This window comes from Paenibacillus sp. W4I10 (genome assembly GCF_030816325.1).
Lineage (GTDB): Bacteria > Bacillota > Bacilli > Paenibacillales > Paenibacillaceae > Paenibacillus > Paenibacillus amylolyticus_B.
The window spans coordinates 5912704-5935332 of the sequence record NZ_JAUSXX010000001.1 but is presented as its reverse complement, the minus strand read 5'-3'; the positions used below and the strand labels follow the sequence as shown (position 1 = coordinate 5935332).

At 48.7% G+C, this 22629-nt stretch carries 13 protein-coding genes; 2 read left to right on the top strand and 11 right to left on the bottom strand.

From position 1 onward, the window contains the following. Positions 1-30 precede the first annotated feature (30 nt). The 8 genes from galU to uvrB form a co-directional block, all read right to left on the bottom strand. Complete coding sequence (gene galU, locus QF049_RS26560) at positions 31-909, bottom strand: UTP--glucose-1-phosphate uridylyltransferase GalU (RefSeq protein ID WP_307541853.1); 879 nt, start codon at positions 907-909, stop codon at positions 31-33. Positions 910-984: 75 nt separating this feature from the next. Next, positions 985-4629 carry a DEAD/DEAH box helicase gene (locus QF049_RS26555; RefSeq protein WP_307541851.1) on the bottom strand — a complete coding sequence of 1215 codons (3645 nt, stop codon included), beginning with the start codon at positions 4627-4629 and terminating at the stop codon, positions 985-987. Positions 4630-4702: 73 nt separating this feature from the next. Next, complete coding sequence (locus QF049_RS26550; RefSeq protein ID WP_307541849.1) at positions 4703-7216, bottom strand: U32 family peptidase; 2514 nt, start codon at positions 7214-7216, stop codon at positions 4703-4705. 495 nt (positions 7217-7711) lie between these two features. Further along, on the bottom strand, positions 7712-9664 hold the full coding sequence (locus QF049_RS26545) for a stalk domain-containing protein (protein ID WP_307541847.1): 1953 nt from the start codon (positions 9662-9664) through the stop codon (positions 7712-7714). Then, positions 9651-10820: a S1C family serine protease gene (locus QF049_RS26540; protein WP_307541845.1), complete on the bottom strand. Its 1170-nt coding sequence runs from the start codon at positions 10818-10820 to the stop codon at positions 9651-9653. The genes QF049_RS26545 and QF049_RS26540 overlap by 14 nt, the downstream gene beginning before the upstream one ends. A gap of 277 nt (positions 10821-11097) precedes the next feature. Next, a complete protein-coding gene (locus tag QF049_RS26535; RefSeq protein WP_017692026.1) occupies positions 11098-11310 on the bottom strand; it encodes a hypothetical protein in 213 nt (70 codons plus the stop codon). A gap of 338 nt (positions 11311-11648) precedes the next feature. Beyond that, the gene (gene uvrA, locus QF049_RS26530) at positions 11649-14507 is read right to left on the bottom strand and encodes an excinuclease ABC subunit UvrA (protein ID WP_091036448.1); all 2859 of its coding nucleotides are present in this window, start codon (positions 14505-14507) and stop codon (positions 11649-11651) included. Between the two features lie 883 nt (positions 14508-15390). Further along, on the bottom strand, positions 15391-17382 hold the full coding sequence (uvrB, locus tag QF049_RS26525; protein ID WP_091013102.1) for an excinuclease ABC subunit UvrB: 1992 nt from the start codon (positions 17380-17382) through the stop codon (positions 15391-15393). A gap of 169 nt (positions 17383-17551) precedes the next feature. Here uvrB and QF049_RS26520 point away from each other — a divergent pair, with 169 nt between their 5' ends. Then, positions 17552-18349, top strand: a complete 798-nt coding sequence (locus tag QF049_RS26520) for a flagellar motor protein (protein ID WP_036612388.1) — start codon at positions 17552-17554, stop codon at positions 18347-18349. Next, entirely contained in the window at positions 18333-19175 is an 843-nt protein-coding gene (locus QF049_RS26515) for a flagellar motor protein MotB (RefSeq protein ID WP_210109182.1), read from the top strand. The genes QF049_RS26520 and QF049_RS26515 overlap by 17 nt, the downstream gene beginning before the upstream one ends. Before the next feature lie 99 nt (positions 19176-19274). On the opposite strand, the gene QF049_RS26510 is transcribed toward QF049_RS26515, so the two are convergent. From QF049_RS26510 to QF049_RS26500, 3 genes are read right to left on the bottom strand one after another with little or no spacing between them, the layout of a single operon-like run. Then, positions 19275-20453, bottom strand: coding sequence for an ABC transporter permease (locus tag QF049_RS26510; protein ID WP_307541840.1), 1179 nt, complete (start codon positions 20451-20453; stop codon positions 19275-19277). Next, on the bottom strand, positions 20446-21642 hold the full coding sequence (locus QF049_RS26505) for an ABC transporter permease (protein WP_307541838.1): 1197 nt from the start codon (positions 21640-21642) through the stop codon (positions 20446-20448). Before QF049_RS26505 ends, QF049_RS26510 begins: the two co-directional genes overlap by 8 nt. A 12-nt stretch (positions 21643-21654) precedes the next feature. Then, positions 21655-22590, bottom strand: a complete 936-nt coding sequence (locus tag QF049_RS26500) for an ABC transporter ATP-binding protein (protein WP_036667718.1) — start codon at positions 22588-22590, stop codon at positions 21655-21657. Positions 22591-22629: the final 39 nt, after the last annotated feature.

Below are 22629 nucleotides of genomic sequence, written 5' to 3'. Positions count from 1 at the left end.
TTTTTGTGATCTAATTCGTTAGGGATATGTTTAGTTTGATGCTGTTATCTTCTTTAAATACGCCAACAAATCATCACGTAGATCCGGGCGTTGCAATGCGTAGTGAATCGATGTCTCAATAAATCCCAACTTCTCGCCAACATCATGGCGCAGTCCGTCAAAATGATATGCGAGAATCTGCCGCTGTTCATTCAATCGGGACAAGGCATCCGTGAGCTGGATTTCTCCCCCGACACCAGCAGATTGTTGACCTAGTATCTCAAAAATATCCGGTGTAAGAATATAACGTCCCATAATAGCAAGGTTAGAGGGGGAATCTTCGGTCTTTGGTTTCTCAATTAGGCGGCGGGCACGAAAGACACGATCATCGGTAGGGGTAAGCAACTCTCCGTCCACAATCCCGTAGCGGGATACCTCGCTCCAATCGACAGGTTGTACACCAACGATTGGAGACTGCAGTTCATCGTAGACATCGATCATCTGCTTCAGGCAGGGATGTTCCGCTTCTACAATATCGTCCCCTAACAGGACGGCAAAAGGCTCGTTGCCGATAAACTTGCGGGCACACCAGATGGCGTGACCAAGTCCCTTCGGTTCCTTTTGACGGATATAATGGATATCTGCCATCTCGGAGGGTTTGCGTACTTCGTTAAGCAAGTCCCACTTCTGTTTGTCCGCCAGATTCTGCTCCAGCTCAAAAGAATAATCGAAGTGATCTTCAATGGCCCGCTTCCCTTTACCTGTCACAATAATGATATCTTCAATGCCTGAAGCTACGGCTTCTTCAATAATGTACTGGATCGTTGGCTTGTCCACGATGGGCAGCATTTCCTTAGGCATCGCCTTGGTGGCAGGCAAAAACCGGGTACCCAGCCCTGCAGCTGGAATAATCGCTTTGCGAATACGCATACGAACCCACTCCTTTTGCTAGAAACATATTTTCATATATTTAATGATTCTTATTGCTACGATGCTTGGACTCCATTATACCATCAACAATTCGCGGATATCCTGTTCGGATAAGGTCGTCGACCCGCCATCTCCCGGTTCGATCACTTCGGCAATCAAATCCTTCTTCCGCTGCTGGAGTTCCAAAATCTTCTCTTCGATCGTACCTTCGGTAACTAAGCGGATGACTTGCACCACTTGTTTCTGTCCCATACGATGGGCACGGCCAATCGCCTGTTCTTCCACCGCGGGATTCCACCATAGATCATATAATATAACGGTATCTGCCCCCGTTAAATTTAGTCCGGTCCCGCCAGCTTTCAGGGAGATTAAGAACAGTTCAGCTTCACCTTCGTTAAATCTGTGGCACATCTCGACCCGGCTCTGTGCAGGGGTCTGACCATCGAGGTAAAACAGGTTTCTTCCCTTTGCCGCAAGGGTCTGACGAATCAGGTTCAACATGCTCGCAAATTGGGAGAAGATGAGAATTCGTTTGCCTGCAGCCAAACAATCCTCGACCGTTTCAAGCAACTGTTCCATTTTCCCGGAATCGCCTTGATATCCTTCGACAAAGAGGGCCGGATGACAACACAACTGACGCAAACGGGTGATGCCAGCCAGAATTTTGATACGGTTCTTCTGGAATCCGTTATCCTCCATGTCCTTCGATGCTTCATCCTGAAGCTGGGAAAGGTATGCGGCGTACAGTTTCTTCTGTTCAACCGTAAGCTCTGACCGCTGTACCGTTTCAATTCGATCAGGCAATTCTTCCAGCACATCCTTCTTCAGGCGGCGCAGAATAAACGGACGCACCATCCGCGAGATCCGTTCCGGAGAAAGGTCACGGAATCTTCTGTAACTTGGAAACAGCCCAGGGAATACGGCTTCAAAAATGGACCACAATTCATCCAGCGAGTTCTCTACAGGCGTTCCTGTGAGTGCAAAACGACGCGGGGCCTGAATTTGTTTCACTGCCTGCGCGGTCTGGGAGGAAGCATTCTTGATTGCCTGAGCCTCATCCAGAATGAGCGTATGGAAGGTTCGGCCCAGGTAGGTGTCCAGATCCCGGCGTAACAGAGGATAAGACGTCACAATCACATCTGCCTCATCCATGCCTGAAAGCATGCTGGCTCGTTCTTCTTTCTGACCGGCAGCGATCAGGACTTTCAGATGCGGGGCGAACCGCGCAAACTCATTAGCCCAGTTATAGGTTAGCGAGGCAGGCGCCACGACAAGTACCGGAGGATGAATGACCCTCGTTCGGATCGTCAGTCCATCCTGCTGCAGCGTGGACCATAGGCCGTCCGTATTCTCTGAGGCCATCTTATCCAATGGGAGACCCGTTTCGGGGTCGATGCCGGCAGTAGCCTCCGTTGTACCGCCCCATAATGATCCGCTCTCCCGGTAGTTATCACCGCCCGTATGGTCGTACTCAGGTTTCTCTTGAAGCACTGCTGTGATATAGGCGATACTTTGCAACGTTTTGCCAAGTCCCATATCATCCGCCAGAATGCCGCCAAAACGATAATAAGCGAGAGTACGCAGCCACTGGTATCCGCTGTTCTGATAATCCCGCAGGATGGGGGTCAATGCTTTTGGTAATGCAAAATCCATCCGTTCAGGATCTCGGAGATCGTCGAGGAAACGTTTCAGAGAACCTCCCCACTTCACATGACCGGAGACTTCATCCCTGCTCGGTAACTGTAACGCCCGAACAGCTGGCAGCCGGATATGGCTGCTCTTGATGTCATCTGCTCCAAGTCCCAGTGAATCGGCCATATGAGCGAAACTGTCTGCACCTTCATTTTCAAGTGAGAGAAAGACACCGCTCTTGAGACGGAAATATGGTTTCTTTTCCACAATGCGGCGCATGAGTTCCTGAAGTTCCTGTTCGTCCACACCTTCCATCTCGAATGAAATCTCCAGCCAGTCCAAACCCCTTCCCAAATCTGCTCGTACTTTCGGCGGTGTGGGATAGGATTGCACCATCGCCTTCACAGCGTTGGGCATGTAGATGTCTACCTGTTTCTCAAGCTCAGGCAACAGATGATACATGACATCATAGATCGCATCTTCCCGTTCACTCGCCCAGACACTACCATCTCTTTCGAGAAAGGATCGATCGAGCCGTTCAATCAGATTCCGCTCCTTGTACCGATCACGCACCAAAATAACCTTTTTCTCTTCTTCATCTATCAAGTACTCTGCCAGCGGATTAATAACCATGACCTCATAGTCGAATTCCAGACGCGCTGTAATACGTTCACGATAGAAGTCGATGTACAACTTCGGTGAAAGTTCCGGTTCCGCGATCTGTTCACGTACCTGTGAATCGATGGACAGATGGCCGAGCGTACGCAATTCTGGCACGACATGCTGTACAAACTCATCCACCTGCTGGGTCGAAATATCAATGCTTTCCTTGATCCCATACGATGTGAGCGCCCCACTCAAGTCCTCCAGACTTCGCATCTGCATCGGCTCCAACATGTGCAACTGCCCTTCCACCACAGCGGCATCATAAGCAGGAAGAAGAATCAGCTCACGCAGTCCCGAAATTTCAAGCTGATATCCTTCATTCGCTCCCTGGGCAATCCGGTAAAATAAAGGAAGTACCCCCTCACCCAGTGTGAGTGGTCCATTGGCGAATCCCGTGCCCTCCATCCGGCTGTCAGCCTGTAGCAGCAATTCCAGCAATGGCTTCCATACGAGCGGAGCAATCAATATATCCCGTCCATCCGAAGCTCCCAGATAACCGGAGATGGATTGGCGATAGGCCTCCTCACTCTGTCTCATTCGAATAAGCATCGAGAGAATAGCCTGATCCTGCGGAGTGAAAACATGCATTAATGGATCATAGTGGAACAGCTTGGTAAATGACATTGGCTCGCCCTTTTCGATGCAGTTGAGAAATTGCTTCACTTTCTGCACCACATACAGACGTTTGTTACCCACTTTCAATTCAAGAGCGAGTTTCCCACCACCCTTGTGAACCTGTGTCAGCTTGCATATAAACTGAACCTGTAACTCCTCCCGAAGAGAGGATCGGCTAACAGGGGCAGTGTATTTTCGGTCATTTCCATGCAGCGGTCTCCGATCCTTGGCAAACATGGACAGAATCTGATCCGCAGTACGATATGAAGGTTTATCTGCCGAGCGGCCCCAACCCGAAGCTGAGCTTGGGCGACCTGCCTGGGCAAAGTGAACGGGTAGATGTTCTGGTGCATCATTGAAGTGCTCTGGTTGTGAAGGAGACTGTGGTCGCTCCCACATGCTCTCTTCGACCAGCGTTCCGACCCTTGACTTGGAACCTGTGCTAGAACTGGGATTGGTTCCTTGGCCTGTAGAAGACGGAGAGGGCTTCCCCAAAGCAATAGCTGCATTACGCTCCTGCTGCTCACCCCATTCGTGAATAGCCAACAGGACGGCAGCCACATGTTTGCAATGGTCATAATGTCTACCGTCACCCGGACAACTGCAGCCTGCCACGATCTCTCCCGCTCCATCCACATCCACCGTCACCTGGTAGCGCTCCGTTCCACGTACCTGTGCTTCATAATGAAGCTGATCCTCACTGACCACCAGATTGGTCACCCGGCCAGACTGGTTATAATCTTCTCCACGCTTGAATGCCGTGACTCCGCACAGCAATTTGATATCCATGATTGTGAATGGCGCCACGCTTCTTCGCCTCCTGTGCCCATGATGTAAAAAAACCCCAAGAGCTCCTTAAAGCAGAGTTTGGGGTTGCTGTTTATTTCACCAATTGACCACGTGTAACGCCCAGTTGGTTCGTTGCCTTTAGAGTTTTCCACACTTGTGTACCACTGATCTCGCCGCGCAGTGCACGGTTGTACAGATCAATAACCTCGCGTACCTGCTCCGGTGTCTCTTCCAGGAATTCCACACGGTAACGGGATACACCCAGATCCATAAAGTTCGTCAGATACTCGGCACCTGACTGCTCCACTGCATTGTATACCGTATTACGACAGCCTTCATCCACACGTACCGGGTGAGACATACCGATCCGGTCTTGCAATGATGCACGCTGTTCCTCACAAGGACGTCCACAGTTCGTAAAGTCTGTTCCTTCACTCATGAACGTACAGTATACACAGTGCTCGGTGTGGAACATCGGCAGATGCTGATGGATAACCACTTCCGTCTGACTTGTACGGGAGTGGCCCAGCAAATCAACCATTTGTTGAATGTTCAGGTCATAGGATGGCGTAATCCAGTCACAGCCTGCTTCCAGGAACAATTCAACTGCTTTGTGATTGGCGATATTCAATGAGAAGTCGCCGATCAGTTCAGGGTGCTTCGCATCCGGGTTTTCCATCCGGTGGCGCAGGTAGAAGTACAGTGCACCTGTATTACGTACCAATACCGCATCTGGCTTCAGACGCAGGATGTTGTTATGATATCCGTTCTCCCCAGGCATGTGAATACGCGGCGTTGCCAGCGCGATCTTGCGACCAGCGGCATGCACGGCTTCCACGGCTGCCGGGAACTGTTTGATAAACTCGAAGTCGGCATAGATCATGCCGATACCCGCTGCAATCGCTGCCTCCACTTGTGGCAGACTGCGGCAGAGCGCGGTCAGCTCTGCTTGACCGCGAGCGACTGGCGATGCCGGTTTAACCGAATCACCGTACACATCTACCGCCCGTTTCACGTAGACGGGTGGTTTAGGACGCTCGCCCGCAAGTTGTTCTACTGCCTGACGGCGAATGTTATTCAACTCGCGCATCGGGATGATGACGTCACAGTGCAGGTTGACGTCCATTCCTTCCAACTGGAACACGGTGCCTCCCAGACGTCCGAACTGCTCTTCGAGCAATTCATGCGTCATTGGACGCTTCTGGGCGATGTCCAGTTCCATCTCAGAATCAATGCGGACGGTTGTGCCTTTCTGCACGTCAGTCCACCACGTGCTAAGCGGCTGCCCCGGGCTACCGATGACCTTCACCTTCACCGGGAATACACGGTACGGCTTCTCGGTTTCGAAGCTTTGACGCAGACGTTTGTCCAGCGCCGGGTCATTCGTTTTCCACACTTTGTCGCCAACTTTCACGCGTCGCAGATCCACATCACTGCGGCCTGGCACGACATCAACGATCCAACCCTCTTCGGCTTCGCCTTCGAGTTTTACGCCTTTGCGACGTACATCGTATACACGTCCGCCCTCTTCCTTCTGAGTCGGGTCTCCGGCGTCAAATACAATTCCGTCTCCACGTTTCACGGGTGCATCCAGCTTCAGGACCACACCATCGCGCAACACTTGATCCACACGACCAAGGTAGACACCACGGCTTTTCGGGAATGTTCCATCCACTAGTTCTTTGTTGTTTGTACCGCACAGGAAACCATGCGTGAAGCCACGAGAGAAGCTTTGCTGCAATTCGCGAACTTCTTCCTTGCTTGGCGGTGTGTTATCTCCATCAAAATAACGGTCAATCGCTTTACGATATTTGCTTACTACGTTTGCTACGTATTCCGGCGTTTTGAGACGTCCTTCAATTTTGAAAGAAGTCACTCCTGCTTCGATCAGTTCCGGCATCAGATCAATCGCTGCCAGATCCTTCGGAGACAACAGATAGGCTACATCACCCATCGGCTTGTGCACTCCATCCACCATCAGGTCATATGGAAGACGACAAGCTTGTGCGCACTCCCCGCGGTTCGCCGAACGTCCTCCCCACATTTCGGAAGTCAGACATTGCCCCGAGTAGGATACACACAACGCACCGTGAACAAATACTTCCATTGGAAGCTTCGCCTGCTCCCCGATCTTCTGGATTTGCTTCAGGTTGTTCTCCCGTCCCAGAACGACACGTTCCATATCAAACGGCTTCGTAAACTCGACCGCTTCCGGTGACGTAATTGTCATCTGTGTTGAACCGTGAATCGGGAAATCCGGCGAGATCTCGCGGATCATCTTCACCAAACCCAAATCCTGAACAATTACAGCATCCACACCTGCATCGACACATGCATCAATCAGTTCTTTGGCATCCGTCAATTCATTTTCAAAAATCAATATATTAAAGGTCAAAAAACCTTTTACGCCATAACTGTGCAAAAACGCCATAATCTCCGGCAGCTCGTCCATGCGGAAATTGTTTGCCCGTGCCCGTGCATTAAACTTTTCGACTCCGAAGAAAATTGCATCTGCGCCATTGGCTACCGCCGAACGCATACAATCCCAGTCACCAGCAGGTGCCAGAAGTTCAACGTCTTCTCTTCGTATTGTTGCTGTTTTCATGTAGATCCTCCCCATAACCGGCTATCCGCCGGATTTCATCCCTATATCCTTAAGCGCCTGAACATACCAAGCTTAAAACTGCACCTTATCGGGTACACCTACATTGTCACGGTATTACAATATCTATCTATTATGTCTGTATTGCCTGAACTCCAAGCTTACAGTCATTTATATTCATCAGATCAGCAGTCATAACTCCTGAACTAGTATAGTGTACCACTTCTGCACCGACTCTTCTACGTTTTCCTGAAAAAACCGTTTACCATTTTCATTTCCATTAAGATTTACACTAGACACTTCGATTGCAGTACCATCTTCCGATCGCTCGATAAAGCGTAGCCTATGCTTCCGATGCAGCTTTCCTTCAGAAAGCTTGTAGCTTCGCTTCTTCAGATCGGTTCTGCACTCTTCGTACCAGTGGTAAATATTTAATTTATCTTATACAGAAAACAAACAAGCCGGAAGGTCGTCTGACCCTCCGGCTTAACTACAATTTTATTTAATAAAAGTAAATGAGTTCACTGCTTTTTCCAAAGCAGCCGCCTGAACTTCTGTCTTGTTGGCATCATTCAGACCACTTGTGATCGTATAGGTTGTTCCGTCCTTTTCAAACACGATCTGGCGACCCGCATATGGCACGCCTTTGTCCAGTTCATGATACGTAAAGGAAAATGCAGGCACACCCGCAAACGTTAGCTCCTCACTGCCAAGCAACTTGAAGTTCTTACGGGTTTTGGTGGCTTCGGCATAAGCTTCTCTCAGTTGACTGACCGTCATCTCGATCGACTTGTCTTCGCTCGCCGCAATGGAGAATTCTCCGCCCGTGAAGGTGTACACCACAGGTGAATATTCGAATCGATCACTGTAAGGTGTCCAGTAACGCGGAATATCTACACTATAATGATAACGTTTGGACGTACGTGTAAGTGTCTTCGTTTTGTCTGTCAAATAAGGATCTTCATCCAGCTGACCGAAATTATCGGCAACCGTATCAAAATCAATCTCCACACTTTTCATGATCCGTTCAAACCATGCCCGATCTGCAACCTGCTCCTCAGGGAACGTATACTCTGCATAATACCGATACCCATTCTTCTGCAAAAGAACATCGAACTCGGTCTGCCAGCCCCCGCCAAAGTTATAACGGAATTCATTCACCTCGGCAGTCTCTCCCGAGATATCCATCGTATATGAGCCAATTGGCTCGTAACTCTCTGGTGTAAATGTCTCGCGCATCCACTTATCCAGTTGGCCGCTCCAGTCTTTTACCGTTGTACCTGCCTTCGCCGAAGTGACACGCCATTGCAGATATGCACCATCCTTGGCTTCATAGATCATCTGATTGTTGTCGATCGACCAGCCGGCAGGAATCTTTAATTCAATACCATAGTCATCATTCCACGCGGAGCGCATGCCATTATCTACGGTGGACAGATCCTTGATCGTTCGATCCGCTTCCGCATAGGTTGGCTGGAATGAATTGAGCAGCGCTACACGTTTGCCCAGATCTTTATAATTCAGGGCTTCGTAATCCGCGAGGTACACATCATATTGACGACCTTCGCTCAGATACTGACGCATCTCCCATAACATGCCGTCTACATCTTTCACGATAATCCGTGCATAAGGCGTTTTGCCTTTCGACACCGCTTCACGATCCAGCACCGTATCTCCCGATTGTTTGGCCTCCTGGACGAGTTGCTGCAACAAATCATCTGCATCCAGAGCCACATCCTGATCGCTGACATACACTTCAAGATAATAACTGTTGTCGGCAGCGCCAAAAGTCATCATGCGCTCCTGCTCACCGGTCTGGAAAACCATAAGGTCTGCCGGGTAGTTAATGGACCAACCGTAAAAACTGTTGCCAATTCTGGTTTTGCCTTCATCCGGATGAATGCCATCCTCGTCATCCACCGAATCATCGGTTTGCAACAGACGAATGACTATTTCTCCGGAGCTGGTTGGAGCTAGCGTCGCTCCGATACCGGCAGCAACCGGACGAAGTGGAACCATAAGTACGCCATTCACCATCTTGGGAGCAACACCCATCTCATGTTTCACACCATCCACCCAGGCAATTGAACTGCCAATCGTTAGGGTGACCGTGTGCGGACCTTCCTTGATTTTGACGACATCATTTTTCTCCAGCCGGATTTCACTGCCAAATGCTTTCTTGAACACACCTACAGGCACCATTGTTACACCCTTGAACTTGTAAGGTTTGGCTATCGCCTGCTTATCGCCGTTAATATAAGCGCTCGTGCTGCCCGCTTTGAGCTGTAGTTCACTTGTCGTCAAATCAGATGCCCATACAGGTAATGCCGCGCCAATGGTCAGCATCCCGGTTAATACACCTGTGCTTAGCACACGTATCCATGACTTTTTCATTCCGTTCTTTCGTCCTCTCTCCATCCAGGCTGATCGCCGGGCTTTATTGTTCTTCATCTGCGAGGAACGCTTCATCTTCCTCGTCTACGATGTCTGCGCGATCAGCAAGCACCAACGTGCGGGTGACGATATCGCCATCCGATTGCATCAACAGCTTTACCTTTTGCCCAGGCAGATACTTTTTGAGCAACTCATTGATATCCACTACTGAAGAGACACGTTTGCCCGCGACACTGTAAAGGACATCGCCCTCTTTGATTTTGGCTTTCATTGCTTCAGGAGACAGTACGCCCGTAATCGTTAAGGGATCATCTGTAGGCAGGCCCACAATCGCAGACCAGCTTTCTTCCAGCTGTAGTCCCAGACTTGCACGTTTTATTTTGCCATATTGAAAAAACTGATCGATGATATATTGAACGGTATCCACTGGAATCGAAAATCCCAAACTCTCTACGCCTACCGCAGAGAATTTCATCGAGTTGATACCAACCACTTCACCCTTCAGGTTGACCAGCGGTCCTCCGCTATTTCCTGGGTTAATGGCCGTGTCGGTCTGAATCAACCGATAGGTCGCCTCAACACCACGATTCAAGCCGCTAATTACCCCTACCGTTGCCGAGTTGCGCAAAGAAAAGGAAATCGGCGTACCCAAGGCAATCACCGTTTCTCCAACAGTGGTTTGTGAAGCTTTGACAAAGCTCGCTGGTTTGAGTGATTTGGCATTGATTTTGATTAGAGCCAGATCACTTAGTGCATCACTGTATGTTTTCGTAATTTTGTATGTATTGCCATCCGTCGTTACGACAACCGGATTCGTTAATCCGTCGACCACATGTGCATTCGTTACGATCCATCCGTTGGACCGGATAATGACACCTGTACCATGTGCAAGATTATAACGGTCGTCTGATGTTGCACCGTCCTGCACTTCGGTAGATTTCCCAATAATGCCTACGACCGAAGGAGATACCTTTTCGATCACTTTGGGAATGGCTTCACTTCCCTTGTACGTGTACGTTCCGGATTTGGCATCATATTGTCCACTTCCACCAACTGCCTTGAGCAGATCCTTGGTGTTCACATAGACTTGACCGTCTACCACTTTCGCTTGCATCGCCGCTTTGGATTCAGCTGCACCGGCCGTTGCCGCTACACTAATCGAGAGTACAGCAGCCATCAGTATGGCTATCCCCTTTTTACCCAACACGCTCATATTCTCACCTGACCCTCTCTATACATCCTTCTTGCGCGACTCGACATCGGATTCATCGCTGAATCTATTCTCTCTTTCTCTCATCTGCAATTCCGGTATCCCTCAATGTATCATACAGAATCTGGATATACAATTGTTTTAAGTCCTATTTTAGTAGAGAAGGTAGAATCTTGTTCAATCGTTTCAGTATAAATGAAAAAAACACCCTCCATGTCTCTCTGGAGAGTGTTCGTCTGTACCTCTTTTGGCTTAAATTCCATTCACTTCCATGGCATTCCTACTGAGCAAACCAACCCGTTATCATCGCATAGTCTGTCATCAGAAATACCAGTAGGCTGACTACTGCAAATCCGATCGCAAACAGATTCTTCTTCGGTGCCCGAAGAAGCCGAACAACTCCGATGAAAATCAGGATCGTAAATAAGATGACAAAAATATCAAATGCATTAAAATTCGATGTACTCGCCGTGGCAGCTTCTGCAAACAGCATGGATAGACAGACCTCCTTACCATAGTTGAACAGCTAACGCATACCCTAATATCTTCCTCTATGTTATCTGTACCCTGCTTGTAATGCAAGCCCTATCATCCATAAAAATGAAAAAAAGCCAATTTGGCTGAATATTCCTGTAATGCTCGTCATCATGCATATGTAAACACTTTCACGAAATAACCTTAGTCCGACGGAAACACTGTGCATAATTCATAATGAAAAGCCCTTCTTCTCGGAAGCAGAGCACATCAGATCGTAATCCAACGTCTCAACCTTTTCGAAAAGAAGGGCCACTACTGCCACTTCATATTGATATAACTACTGGTTAGAGGGCCTTAGTCTACTAATTGTAGTGCCTTGCTCCGCTCGGTATCCCGCTCCAGAACCGGCTTCAAGTACTTGCCGGTATAGGAAGCTTCCACTTTGATGATATCCTCAGGTGTTCCAGTTGCAACAATGGTTCCTCCACCGCTACCACCTTCCGGACCCAGGTCAACAACATAGTCTGCCGTTTTGATCACATCCAGGTTATGCTCAATCACCAACACCGATTCCCCGGAATCAACCAGACGGTGCAATACGTTCAGCAAACGGTCGATATCATCGACATGCAAACCCGTAGTCGGCTCATCGAGGATGTAGATGGTTTTCCCCGTACTGCGGCGATACAGCTCGGAAGCAAGCTTCACACGCTGGGCTTCACCACCAGACAATGTGGTTGCAGGTTGTCCCAGATTGATATAACCCAGACCCACATCCATCAGCGTCTGCATTTTACGATGGATTTTCGGAATGTTCTCGAAGAATTGGGTTGCATCTTCAACCGTCATTTCCAGCACATCGGAAATATTTCTGTTTTTATATTTCACTTCAAGCGTTTCCCGGTTGTATCGTTTGCCTTTGCAGACTTCACAAGGGACATAAACGTCCGGTAAGAAGTGCATCTCGATTTTGATAATGCCGTCTCCACGGCAGGCTTCACAACGTCCACCTTTGATATTAAAGCTGAACCGGCCTTTCTTGTATCCACGTACTTTGGCTTCGTTCGTCTGAGCAAACAGATCCCGGATATCATCAAAGACTCCTGTATACGTAGCAGGGTTGGAACGTGGTGTCCGTCCGATCGGTGATTGGTCAATATCGATAACTTTATCGATATGCTCCAAACCACGAATCTCTTTATGTTGACCCGGACGAACCCGAGCACGGTTCAGATCACGAGCCAGCGTTTTGTAGAGGATCTCATTAATCAATGTGGATTTACCTGATCCGGACACGCCCGTTACCGCAGTAAATACGCCCACTGGAATCTTCACGTTCAGATTCTTCAGGTTATTTTCTTTGGCTCCACGTACTTCCAACCAACGGTCTCCCACACTTCTACGTTCTGTACGAATCGGAATGAACTTGCGTCCACTCAGATATTGACCGGTTAAGGAGTTCTCATCGTTCATGATCTCTTCCGGTGTACCCTGTGACATGATGGTACCTCCGTGGATACCTGCACCTGGGCCAATATCAATAATATAGTCGGCAGCCATCATCGTATCTTCATCATGTTCAACCACGATCAAGGTGTTACCAATGTCTCGCATATGCGCAAGTGTTGAGATCAGACGGTCATTATCCCGTTGATGCAAGCCAATACTTGGCTCATCGAGAATATACAGCACACCCATCAGGCTGGAACCAATCTGTGTGGCCAGTCTGATCCGCTGGGCTTCCCCACCAGACAATGTTCCGGCAGCACGACTCAGTGTAAGGTAATCCAGACCAACATTCACCAAGAAGCCGAGACGGCTGTTGATTTCTTTCAAAATCAGTTTGGCAATCGTCTGCTCCTTCTCCGTCAATTCCAATGTATCGAAGAATCGGCCAGCTTCACCAATGGACAAACTAGTCACATAGGCCATGTTGTGATCATTAATCGTAACCGCAAGACTCTCGCGTTTCAGACGCTGACCTTTACATGTACCACAAGGCTTCGCACTCATGTAACCTTCAATAAATTCACGGATACCTTCAGATGCTGTGTCACGATAACGACGCTCCAGGTTATTCACGATACCTTCAAAGGTAACCAGTGCTTCCTTCCGTTGTCCAAAATCATTCTCATAGCGGAAACGGATTTTCTCCGTACCTGTACCCTGCAACAACTTGTTCATCTGCTCAGCTGGCAGATCTTCGACAGGTACATTTTGCGGAATGTTGAAGTGTTCACATACTGACTTCAGGAACTGCGGATAATAGGTAGATGTGCCACCTGTCCAAGCATCAAAAGCTCCATCTTCGATGGTCTTAGTCCGATCCGGTACGAGCAGATCAGGGTCGACGATCATTTTGACACCTAACCCATCACAATCCGGGCAAGCGCCAAAAGGACTGTTAAATGAGAACATCCGTGGTGCAAGCTCTTCAATACTGAATCCACACACCGGGCAGGCAAAGTTGGAACTGAATCGCAGCTCTTCTTCACCCATAATGTCCACCAGGAGTTGTCCACCGGACAAATTAAGTGCTGTTTCAATAGAGTCGGCCAGACGCGCCTGTACATCATCCTTAACAACGATCCGGTCAACAACGACTTCAATCGTATGCTTTTTATTTTTCTCCAATTGAATATCTTCTGACAGGTCACGAAGTTCCCCGTTCACCCGTACACGGACAAAGCCCTGCTTGGACACATCAGCAAACACACTCTTGTGCTCACCCTTACGACCCGAGATAATGGGTGCCAAAATCTGCAACCGGGTACGCTCTGGATATTGCATAATGCGGTCAACCATTTGTTCCACAGTCTGGGAACTGATCTCCACGCCATGGTCCGGACAATGTGGATGGCCCACACGTGCAAATAACAGACGCAGATAATCATAGATTTCGGTCACGGTTCCTACTGTGGAACGCGGGTTACGGCTTGTTGTTTTCTGATCTATTGAAATCGCAGGAGATAATCCTTCGATGGAATCCACATCCGGTTTCTCCATCTGTCCCAGAAACTGCCGTGCGTAAGCTGACAATGATTCTACATAACGCCGCTGTCCTTCGGCATAGATCGTGTCAAAAGCCAGCGAGGACTTGCCTGAGCCACTCAGACCGGTCAATACAACAAAGCGGTCACGCGGGATGGTAATGTCGATATTTTTCAGGTTATGCGCTCGTGCGCCTTTAATGACAATGTTATCGCTCGCCAATAGTATTCATCCTCTCAAATTTACTAATCCAAACCTTTTAAAGGCTTTTCGATCCCTCCCAAACCCTCCCTTCCAAGGGAGGGCCCCAGAGGGCGCAGCCCTCTGGACACCCGAAACAAGCGGTGCAACGGTGAGGGGTCGGGTCTTGCTATGTGAAGGGTGGTCGTGTGCCCGCGGCTCCGTATAAAGTTCCGGCTCATTGCCGGAACCTTATACGGCCGCTCTACTGCGAGATGACGCTCTCGGCTTCGCCTTGGTCGCGACAAGGTCGCCATTGCCTTCGGCTCGGCTCCAAGGTCAACATCGGGACGCTCTCGGCTTCGCCTTGATCGCGTCAGGTCGCCATTGCCTTTGGCTCGGCTCCAAGGTCAACACCGGGGACGCTCTCAGCTTCGCCTTGGTCGCGACAAGGTCGCCATTGCCTTCGGCTCGGCTCCAAGTTCAACACCGGGACGCTCTCGGCTCCGCCTTGATCGCGTCAGGTCGCCATTGCCTTTGGCTCGGCTCCAAGTTCAACACCGGGACGCTCTCAGCTTCGCCTTGGTCGCGACAGGTCGCCATTGCCTTTGGCTCGGCTCCAAGGTCAACACCAGGGCGCTCTCGGCTTCGCATTGATCGCGTCAGGTCGCCATTGCCTTTGGCTCGGCTCCGAGGTCAACACCATGGCGTTCTCGACTCCCAGAGGGACACGACTCCCGATTGCTTTCCTATAAACCTTTTAACCAATTTCAACATTTCTATCAGTATAGACCTGATTTCAAGATTTCAACATCTCTTATTATCGGTAGATATCAACGATTTCCTTACTCAACAAGAGAACGGCCAATTGGCCGTTCTCTTGTTACAGATCCATCTTTATTGGAGCATATGAATAAGCTGTATCTTATTCAGCGCGAAGTTCCAGCAACGCATCGCGAAGCTCGGCAGCACGCTCAAACTGCAGGTTTTTGGCTGCATCTTTCATCTCTACCTCTAGGCGCTGAATAAGCGCCTGGCGATCTTTCTTCGACATCTTCTCGGCTGCGCCTGTGAGATAGTCTTTCTTGGATTCGGCAACTTTGGTTGCCTCAATCACATCACGCACTTTTTTGCGAATGGTCTGTGGTGTAATTCCATGCTTCTCGTTGTACTCGATCTGAATTGCACGGCGACGCTCGGTTTCCTTTATCGCCTTATCCATTGAATCGGTCACTTTGTCACCATATAGAATAACGCGACCCTCGCTGTTCCGTGCTGCACGACCAATCGTTTGGATCAGTGAGCGTTCGGAACGCAGGAATCCTTCCTTATCAGCATCCAATATAGCGACGAGGGAAACTTCGGGCAGATCGAGACCTTCCCGGAGCAAGTTGATTCCGATCAGGACATGGAAAACGCCCAACCTTAAATCACGTAAAATCGCCATCCGTTCCAATGTTTTGATCTCGGAGTGCAGATAACGAACCTTGATTCCAACTTCCTTCAGATAATCCGTCAGGTCCTCGGACATCTTCTTCGTTAATGTTGTAATCAACACACGCTCATCTTTGGCAATCCGGTCATTAATCTCACCGATCAAGTCATCAATCTGCCCCTTGGTTGGACGCAGTTCAATGATTGGATCAAGCAATCCGGTTGGACGGATAATCTGTTGCACCATCGTATCGGTATGCTCGATCTCATACGGGCCTGGTGTTGCTGATACATAAATAATCTGATCCATCTTGCCTTCAAACTCTTCGAATTTGAGCGGACGATTATCCAGCGCTGACGGTAGACGGAAACCATGTTCAACCAATACCGTCTTCCGCGCTTGGTCACCATTATACATCGCACGGATCTGTGGCAGAGTCACGTGAGACTCATCAACCACGATCAACATGTCATCCGGGAAGTAATCCATAAGTGTATATGGGGTATCGCCGCGTTCGCGAAAAGTCAGTGGACCGGAATAGTTCTCAATCCCCGAACAGAATCCAACTTCCTTCATCATCTCGATATCATACCGTGTGCGCTGTTCTAGTCGCTGAGCCTCCAGCAGTTTCCCCTGTTCACGCAACACTTCAAGACGCTCCTCCAGTTCACGCTCAATGTTCACCAGCGCAACCTTCATCGTCTCTTCTTGCGTTACAAAGTGAGACGCCGGGAAGATGGCAATATGTTCACGTTCGCCAATCAATTCTCCGGTTAAAACATCAATCTCCGTAATTTTCTCGATCTCATCACCGAACAATTCAACCCGAATTGCATGTTCACCCTTGGAGGCAGGGAAAATCTCAACAACATCCCCACGAACACGGAACGTACCCCGCACAAAGTTAATATCGTTCCGCTGATACTGGATCTCTACCAGACGGGACAAAATCTGATTCCGCGGTTTCTCCATGCCTACCCGAAGTGACAGCAACATGCTTGAATACGAGTGGGGTGAACCCAAACCATAAATGCAGGAAACACTCGCTACAATGATGACGTCCCTGCGCTCAAACAACGAACTTGTCGCTGCGTGCCGCAGTTTGTCGATCTCTTCATTAATACTTGAATCCTTCTCGATATACGTATCGGAGGACGGGATATATGCTTCTGGCTGAAAATAATCGTAATAACTAACGAAATACTCAACCATGTTATTAGGAAAAAAATCTTTGAACTCACTTGCAAGCTGCGCTGCCAACGTTTTGTTGTGTGCAATAATCAACGTCGGACGTTGCAGTTGGGCTATCGTCTGGGCTATCGTAAACGTCTTACCCGTACCCGTTGCACCCAGCAGTGTCTGGTACCTCTTCCCCTCCTGAACACCCTTCACCAATTCTTTAATGGCTGCAGGCTGATCACCTTGGGGAGAAAACTCTGACTCGATTTCGAACGTTTTGTCGCTCATTATAATATCGCTCATTGCCGTATCTCACCCTATCGTCTAAAATAATAGTCACTATATATTGTCGAAGTTCCCCGAATTTTCATATGGGAAAACTTATAGTAATAGGAATATTTGTTCCCGTTTAATTATACCTCGTTCGTTTTAGTGATGCAAACGTGAAATGAAGATAGGAGTGGGTTAATTTATGGATATTGCGACACTTATCGGTATTATTGCCGGAATTGCCGCAGTCATTAGCGGTTTTTTGTGGGAAGGCGGCCAATTGTCTGGTCTCCTGCAAAAAACGGCTGCTTTAATTGTATTCGGTGGAACGATTGCTGCTGTGGTTGCCAGTTTCCCGGCGCATCGCCTTCGTACGATTCCAGCTGCCCTGCGTATGGCTTTTGGACGTAACAATAATGATTCAGGCTTGTGGGTTGAAGAACTGGTGGAGATGTCTTCAATCGCGCGCCGCTCAGGTGTACTTGCATTGGAACGCAAGGTTATGGATCATCCGCATCCATTTTTGCAAGATGGTATTCAGATGGTTGTTGATGGTACCGATCAGGATGTGGTTCGCCAGATCCTGGAGATGGAGATCGACTCGATTGAACAAAAACATGAGGGCTACGCCAAAATATTCGAATCTGCTGGTGGTTACGCCCCAACCATGGGGATCATCGGAACCGTGATGGGACTTATTCAGGTCCTTGGCAGTTTGACCGATCCAACCGGACTCGGACCTGCCATTGCTGTTGCCTTTACCGCAACCCTGTATGGGGTCGCCAGTGCCAATCTTATCTTTTTGCCCATTGCCTCCAAGATCAAATCCAGAGGTGCCGATGAAGTGCAGACCATGGAAATGCTTCTCGAAGGTGTACTTGCCATTCAGAACGGTGAGAATCCCCAGCTTGTACGCAAAAGACTGGAGTCCTTCACCCTTACGCATCGTCAGCATATACGCCCCCTAGCAAAGGAGGGATTGGATGAGTCGGCGCAGTAAACGGCGCGGAAAACGTGAAACAATCGATCATCGGGATCGCTGGATGATTACTTATGCCGATCTCATAACGCTGCTTTTGATCTTTTTTGTCATCATGTACGCCATGAGCAATCTGGATTCCGGTAAATATGATGTCGTTACTCAATCGTTACAAAATACATTCAATGCGTCCGACTCTGTCCTTGAGCTTGGTGAGGGACTCGGTGAGAAACCCGGACAGACGATTACAGAGACTCCACCATCCGGAATTCAAGGTGAAGATTCTTCAAAAGGTGAAGGAAACCCTTCCGACTCCGGGACTGTAACACCAGATGATGATGACAAGCCCCTCACAGAACGGGAAGAACAGTTCAGATCGCAGGAGCAGGAATTGCAAAATCTGTTCAATGTGATTACCCAATATATCGAGGATAATAAACTGGAAAATCAGATTTTTGTTGCGGACAAGCCACAGGGCCTATCCATTACACTTAGTGACCGCTTCCTGTTTGACCAGGGACAGGCCGCTCTAAAGGACGGTGCAGCGCCGACGCTCAGTAAACTTGCTAGCCTGTTCCGTGATCTAAATACCGTTGTCAGCATTGAGGGTCATACCGATAACATTCCTGTGGGAGCAAACTCCGCCTATACCGATAACTGGCAGCTTTCCGGGGAACGCGCACTGTCTGTATTACGATTTTTTCTGGATACAGAGAAGCTTAACCCGGACGGCTTCCAGTATGCCGGATATGCAGATACTCGCCCAACGGGTGACAACACCACAGCGGCCGGAAGACAAAAGAACCGTAGGGTTGAAATAACTGTCCTGCGTCAACTCCAACCTTAATCATCAATATCTCACATAATGCATCATTACTTATGCAAAGAAAGCACGCTCTAACTGAATTCAATTCAGCAGAGCGTACTTTTTTTATGTCGTATAACCTTATGCCTCTACTCCTGGCTGGCTAGGACGTAGAATCGCAGAGCCTACAGTCAGCAAAATGGCAGCCATGCCAAACAAAATCAATAGCGGCAATGTGATATCCGACAATGTACCGCCAGCAGAGATCGTTTCCACCGCCTGAATCGCCCATTTCTGTGGAACAAAGTTGGCGAGCTTTTGCATATAATCCGGCATCAACGAGATCGGCCAGAAACAACCACCTATCATGCAAGTTGGCATAATGACAAGTGAATTCAGCATGTTGGCATTTTTGGGATTACGGATTAATCCTGCCACGGTACTTACGATTCCCATGGAGACCAGCATGAATGCCGCCAATATCATGAAATGAATGCCAAAAGGAATACCGGCATCATAATGCAGCAGCCATCTGCTGACTCCCAGAACCATCACAATCTGAATCATACCAATGACAAAGCTACCCAGGAAATTACCAAGCGCAATCTCATATGCACGGACGGGTGCCGTATATACTCTGGCCATCGTACGTTTCCTGCGATCTTCCATGATCACAGCCACTGCACTGGTCAGCAGCCCCATCATAAACATGATTGTAAATCCAGTCACATTGTTCAGGCCTGGCTTGGGATAGATCTGCAGAGCGGTGACTTCACCAGCAACCTGATGCTTTCCTATCTCCTGTAAAAGCTCTTCAAACGGCTTCCGTGTGCTCTCTAGTATGTCAGTCTCACTTGAGACAGGACCTGCCGCCACCTTAACAGCTGAAGCAGATTGTTGCAATCCGCTCGTCAAACCTTCAACTGCTGCTCGTAGGGTATAGGAACTTTCACTAATACGCAGTTCCACCAATTGAATTTCGGTTGGCTTTCCTTGTAACAGATCCTCCGTATAATGTGCCGGAATGATGATGCCAGAACTTCCTTTTTGCTGAGCGATAGCTTCCTTCACTTCTGCCTGGTTGTTCATCGGCTTGAGCAGATACTCCTCTTTGCCAGCAAGTTCATGAATCATCCATGTCCCTGCCACCCCTCCATCCTCATTGACATAGGGAATAACAGTACGTGCACTCTGCTCGCTTCCAAAAAGAGCAACCGCTCCTGTAACCACCAGGCAAGGCAGAAGCAGAAACGTAATGAAGCCCATTTTACGGCCAAGTGTACGTCTAATCATCAACCAGGCGATGTGTAGACTATTCATATCGATATCCTGCCTTTCTATAGATCAATCCTGAGATGAACAGTAATACAGCGCATACCACGCCTAACATCAGAATGCTATATACAATCTCTCGTACAGGTGCATCCAGCATCATTCTCAGAAAACTTTGGAGCGCCCAGTGGTTGACCGTAAATTCGCTAATCCGTTGTACAAAATCAATCGGAATGGGCGTGAACCCACCGCTAATGAATGTCATTGTAACGATGATACCTTGGATGGTTGCGCTGGCTGATGCCGAGCTTTTGCATACCAATGCCACGATCACACCAAGGGTCATGGATGCCAATGTGATACATAGACAAGTGAGCACAATATACCAAGGATGCGTTCCCCAATCTACACCGTAGAACCAATACGTCATAAGTATAATCGTTGTTGCTTGCAAAAAAGCGAGCAGACTATTACCTGCTATTTTGCCAGCGAAAATAACTCCATTACCTATCGGCGCTGCCTGAAGGCGGATCAACGTTCGGTTATCCCGCTCTCCAAAAAGGCTGGTACTGGTTGTCATACCCGAGTACAACATGAACATTGCCAGCATGGATGCTGCATAGTATTGGGAGGCACTGTAGGCCGTGCCTGTTTTTCCGGGATTGATAACAGTAATGGAAGTGGAACTCACCGCACTAGACTCCGAATAAGAAGCCATGGCAGCTATCACTTCCGGACCTAACACTTTGGTAATTGCCATCTGTCGGTTCCATTCATCCGTAAAACGTGTGAACAAGGTTTCACCCAAGATATTGAGCTTGCTGTCCTTTCCACGTATCCACTGTAACCTGGCCTCTTTCCCCATCATCACGTTTTGCTCAAAATCCGAAGGAATCATTACAGCAAAGTCCAGCTTGCCGGTACGCAGCGAATGAACGGCCTCTTCTTCAGTCGTAAAGTTCTGCACCTTGACCATCTCAGCCACTTCCGGGGATTCAACGAATGTATCCAGCGCTTGATTAACCGTACTTGATCCTCCGCCCGAATCAGTGCTCAAATGGATGATTCCCACACGTACAGTATCCGGAATAACATCCTCCGCCGTACCCATCGTACTGGAAAGGGCCGTGCCCAATATGAAAATAAGTAACAACGGCAGAATGAACAGGTTTAACACTACAGATCGAATCTTAAGAATACGCCTTAATTCAAAGATGCAAATATGCCATATATTCATCTCTTGTTCCCCCTAGTCCCGAAGCGTACGCCCGGTCAGATTGAGGAACAACGTTTCCAGATCCGGCTCTTCGACCTTGAGCGACTGAATGGATACTTCATGTTTGCTGCAAATGAAGAGCAGATCCTGGAGATCCTGCTGTGCCGAAGGCAGCGTAATGGTCAGTGTATTCTCTGAAACGTCTACCATCCGCACGCGGGGGTGAAGTTTCAGTTCTTCCACGACGTCGGGACCGATACCGGAAGTGGAGAGCACTACTTTTTCCTCCGATGCTACCCGTTCTCTCAGCTCTGCTTCAGTCCCACAGGCAATAATTCGCCCCTGATCCATAATCGCAACCCGGTGACTAATCGCAGCCACTTCCTCCATGTAATGACTTGTATATATGATCGTTGAACCCATCTTGTTGAGTGTCCGTACCGATTCAAGAATATGATTCCGAGATTGCGGATCAATGCCAACTGTCGGTTCATCCATGATAATTAAATCCGGGCGATGTGTAATCGCACATGCGATGTTTAACCTGCGCTTCATACCGCCAGAGAAGGTCGAGGGGGCATCCTTTGCTTTATCCTGCAACCCTACAAATTCAAGAGACTCCTGCACTCTTTCCTTAAGCAATTTTCCACGCAGTCCATACAGTCTGGCAAAAAAGGTCACATTCTCCGCAGCAGACATGGTTTCGTATAAAGCCAGATCCTGCGGAACGAGTCCGATCTTGCGCTTTACTTCAAGCGGGCGCTCCTTGACCGATATACCATCTAATCTGATTTCACCCTGATCCATATTCAGGAGCCCTGCAATCATGCTGATGGTGGTACTTTTTCCTGCTCCATTGGGACCAAGCAATCCAAAAATTTCGCCTTTGCCAACACTAAGGTTCAAATGATCCACGGACAGCTTGCTGCCGTATCGTTTTACTACATGATCCACTTCAAGTATACCCATCCCTTTTACGCCCCTCTTCCGTTTCGGCTTCCGCCGCTG

Coding starts and splice junctions, on each gene's coding strand:
- galU (WP_307541853.1), bottom strand. CDS start 909: ATGCGTATTCGCAAAGCGATTATTCCAGCTGCAGGGCTGGGTACCCGG.
- QF049_RS26550 (WP_307541849.1), bottom strand. CDS start 7,216: ATGAAAACAGCAACAATACGAAGAGAAGACGTTGAACTTCTGGCACCT.
- QF049_RS26545 (WP_307541847.1), bottom strand. CDS start 9,664: ATGAAGAACAATAAAGCCCGGCGATCAGCCTGGATGGAGAGAGGACGA.
- QF049_RS26540 (WP_307541845.1), bottom strand. CDS start 10,820: ATGAGCGTGTTGGGTAAAAAGGGGATAGCCATACTGATGGCTGCTGTA.
- QF049_RS26535 (WP_017692026.1), bottom strand. CDS start 11,310: ATGCTGTTTGCAGAAGCTGCCACGGCGAGTACATCGAATTTTAATGCA.
- uvrB (WP_091013102.1), bottom strand. CDS start 17,382: ATGAGCGATATTATAATGAGCGACAAAACGTTCGAAATCGAGTCAGAG.
- QF049_RS26520 (WP_036612388.1), top strand. CDS start 17,552: ATGGATATTGCGACACTTATCGGTATTATTGCCGGAATTGCCGCAGTC.
- QF049_RS26515 (WP_210109182.1), top strand. CDS start 18,333: ATGAGTCGGCGCAGTAAACGGCGCGGAAAACGTGAAACAATCGATCAT.
- QF049_RS26510 (WP_307541840.1), bottom strand. CDS start 20,453: ATGAATAGTCTACACATCGCCTGGTTGATGATTAGACGTACACTTGGC.
- QF049_RS26505 (WP_307541838.1), bottom strand. CDS start 21,642: ATGAATATATGGCATATTTGCATCTTTGAATTAAGGCGTATTCTTAAG.
- QF049_RS26500 (WP_036667718.1), bottom strand. CDS start 22,590: ATGGGTATACTTGAAGTGGATCATGTAGTAAAACGATACGGCAGCAAG.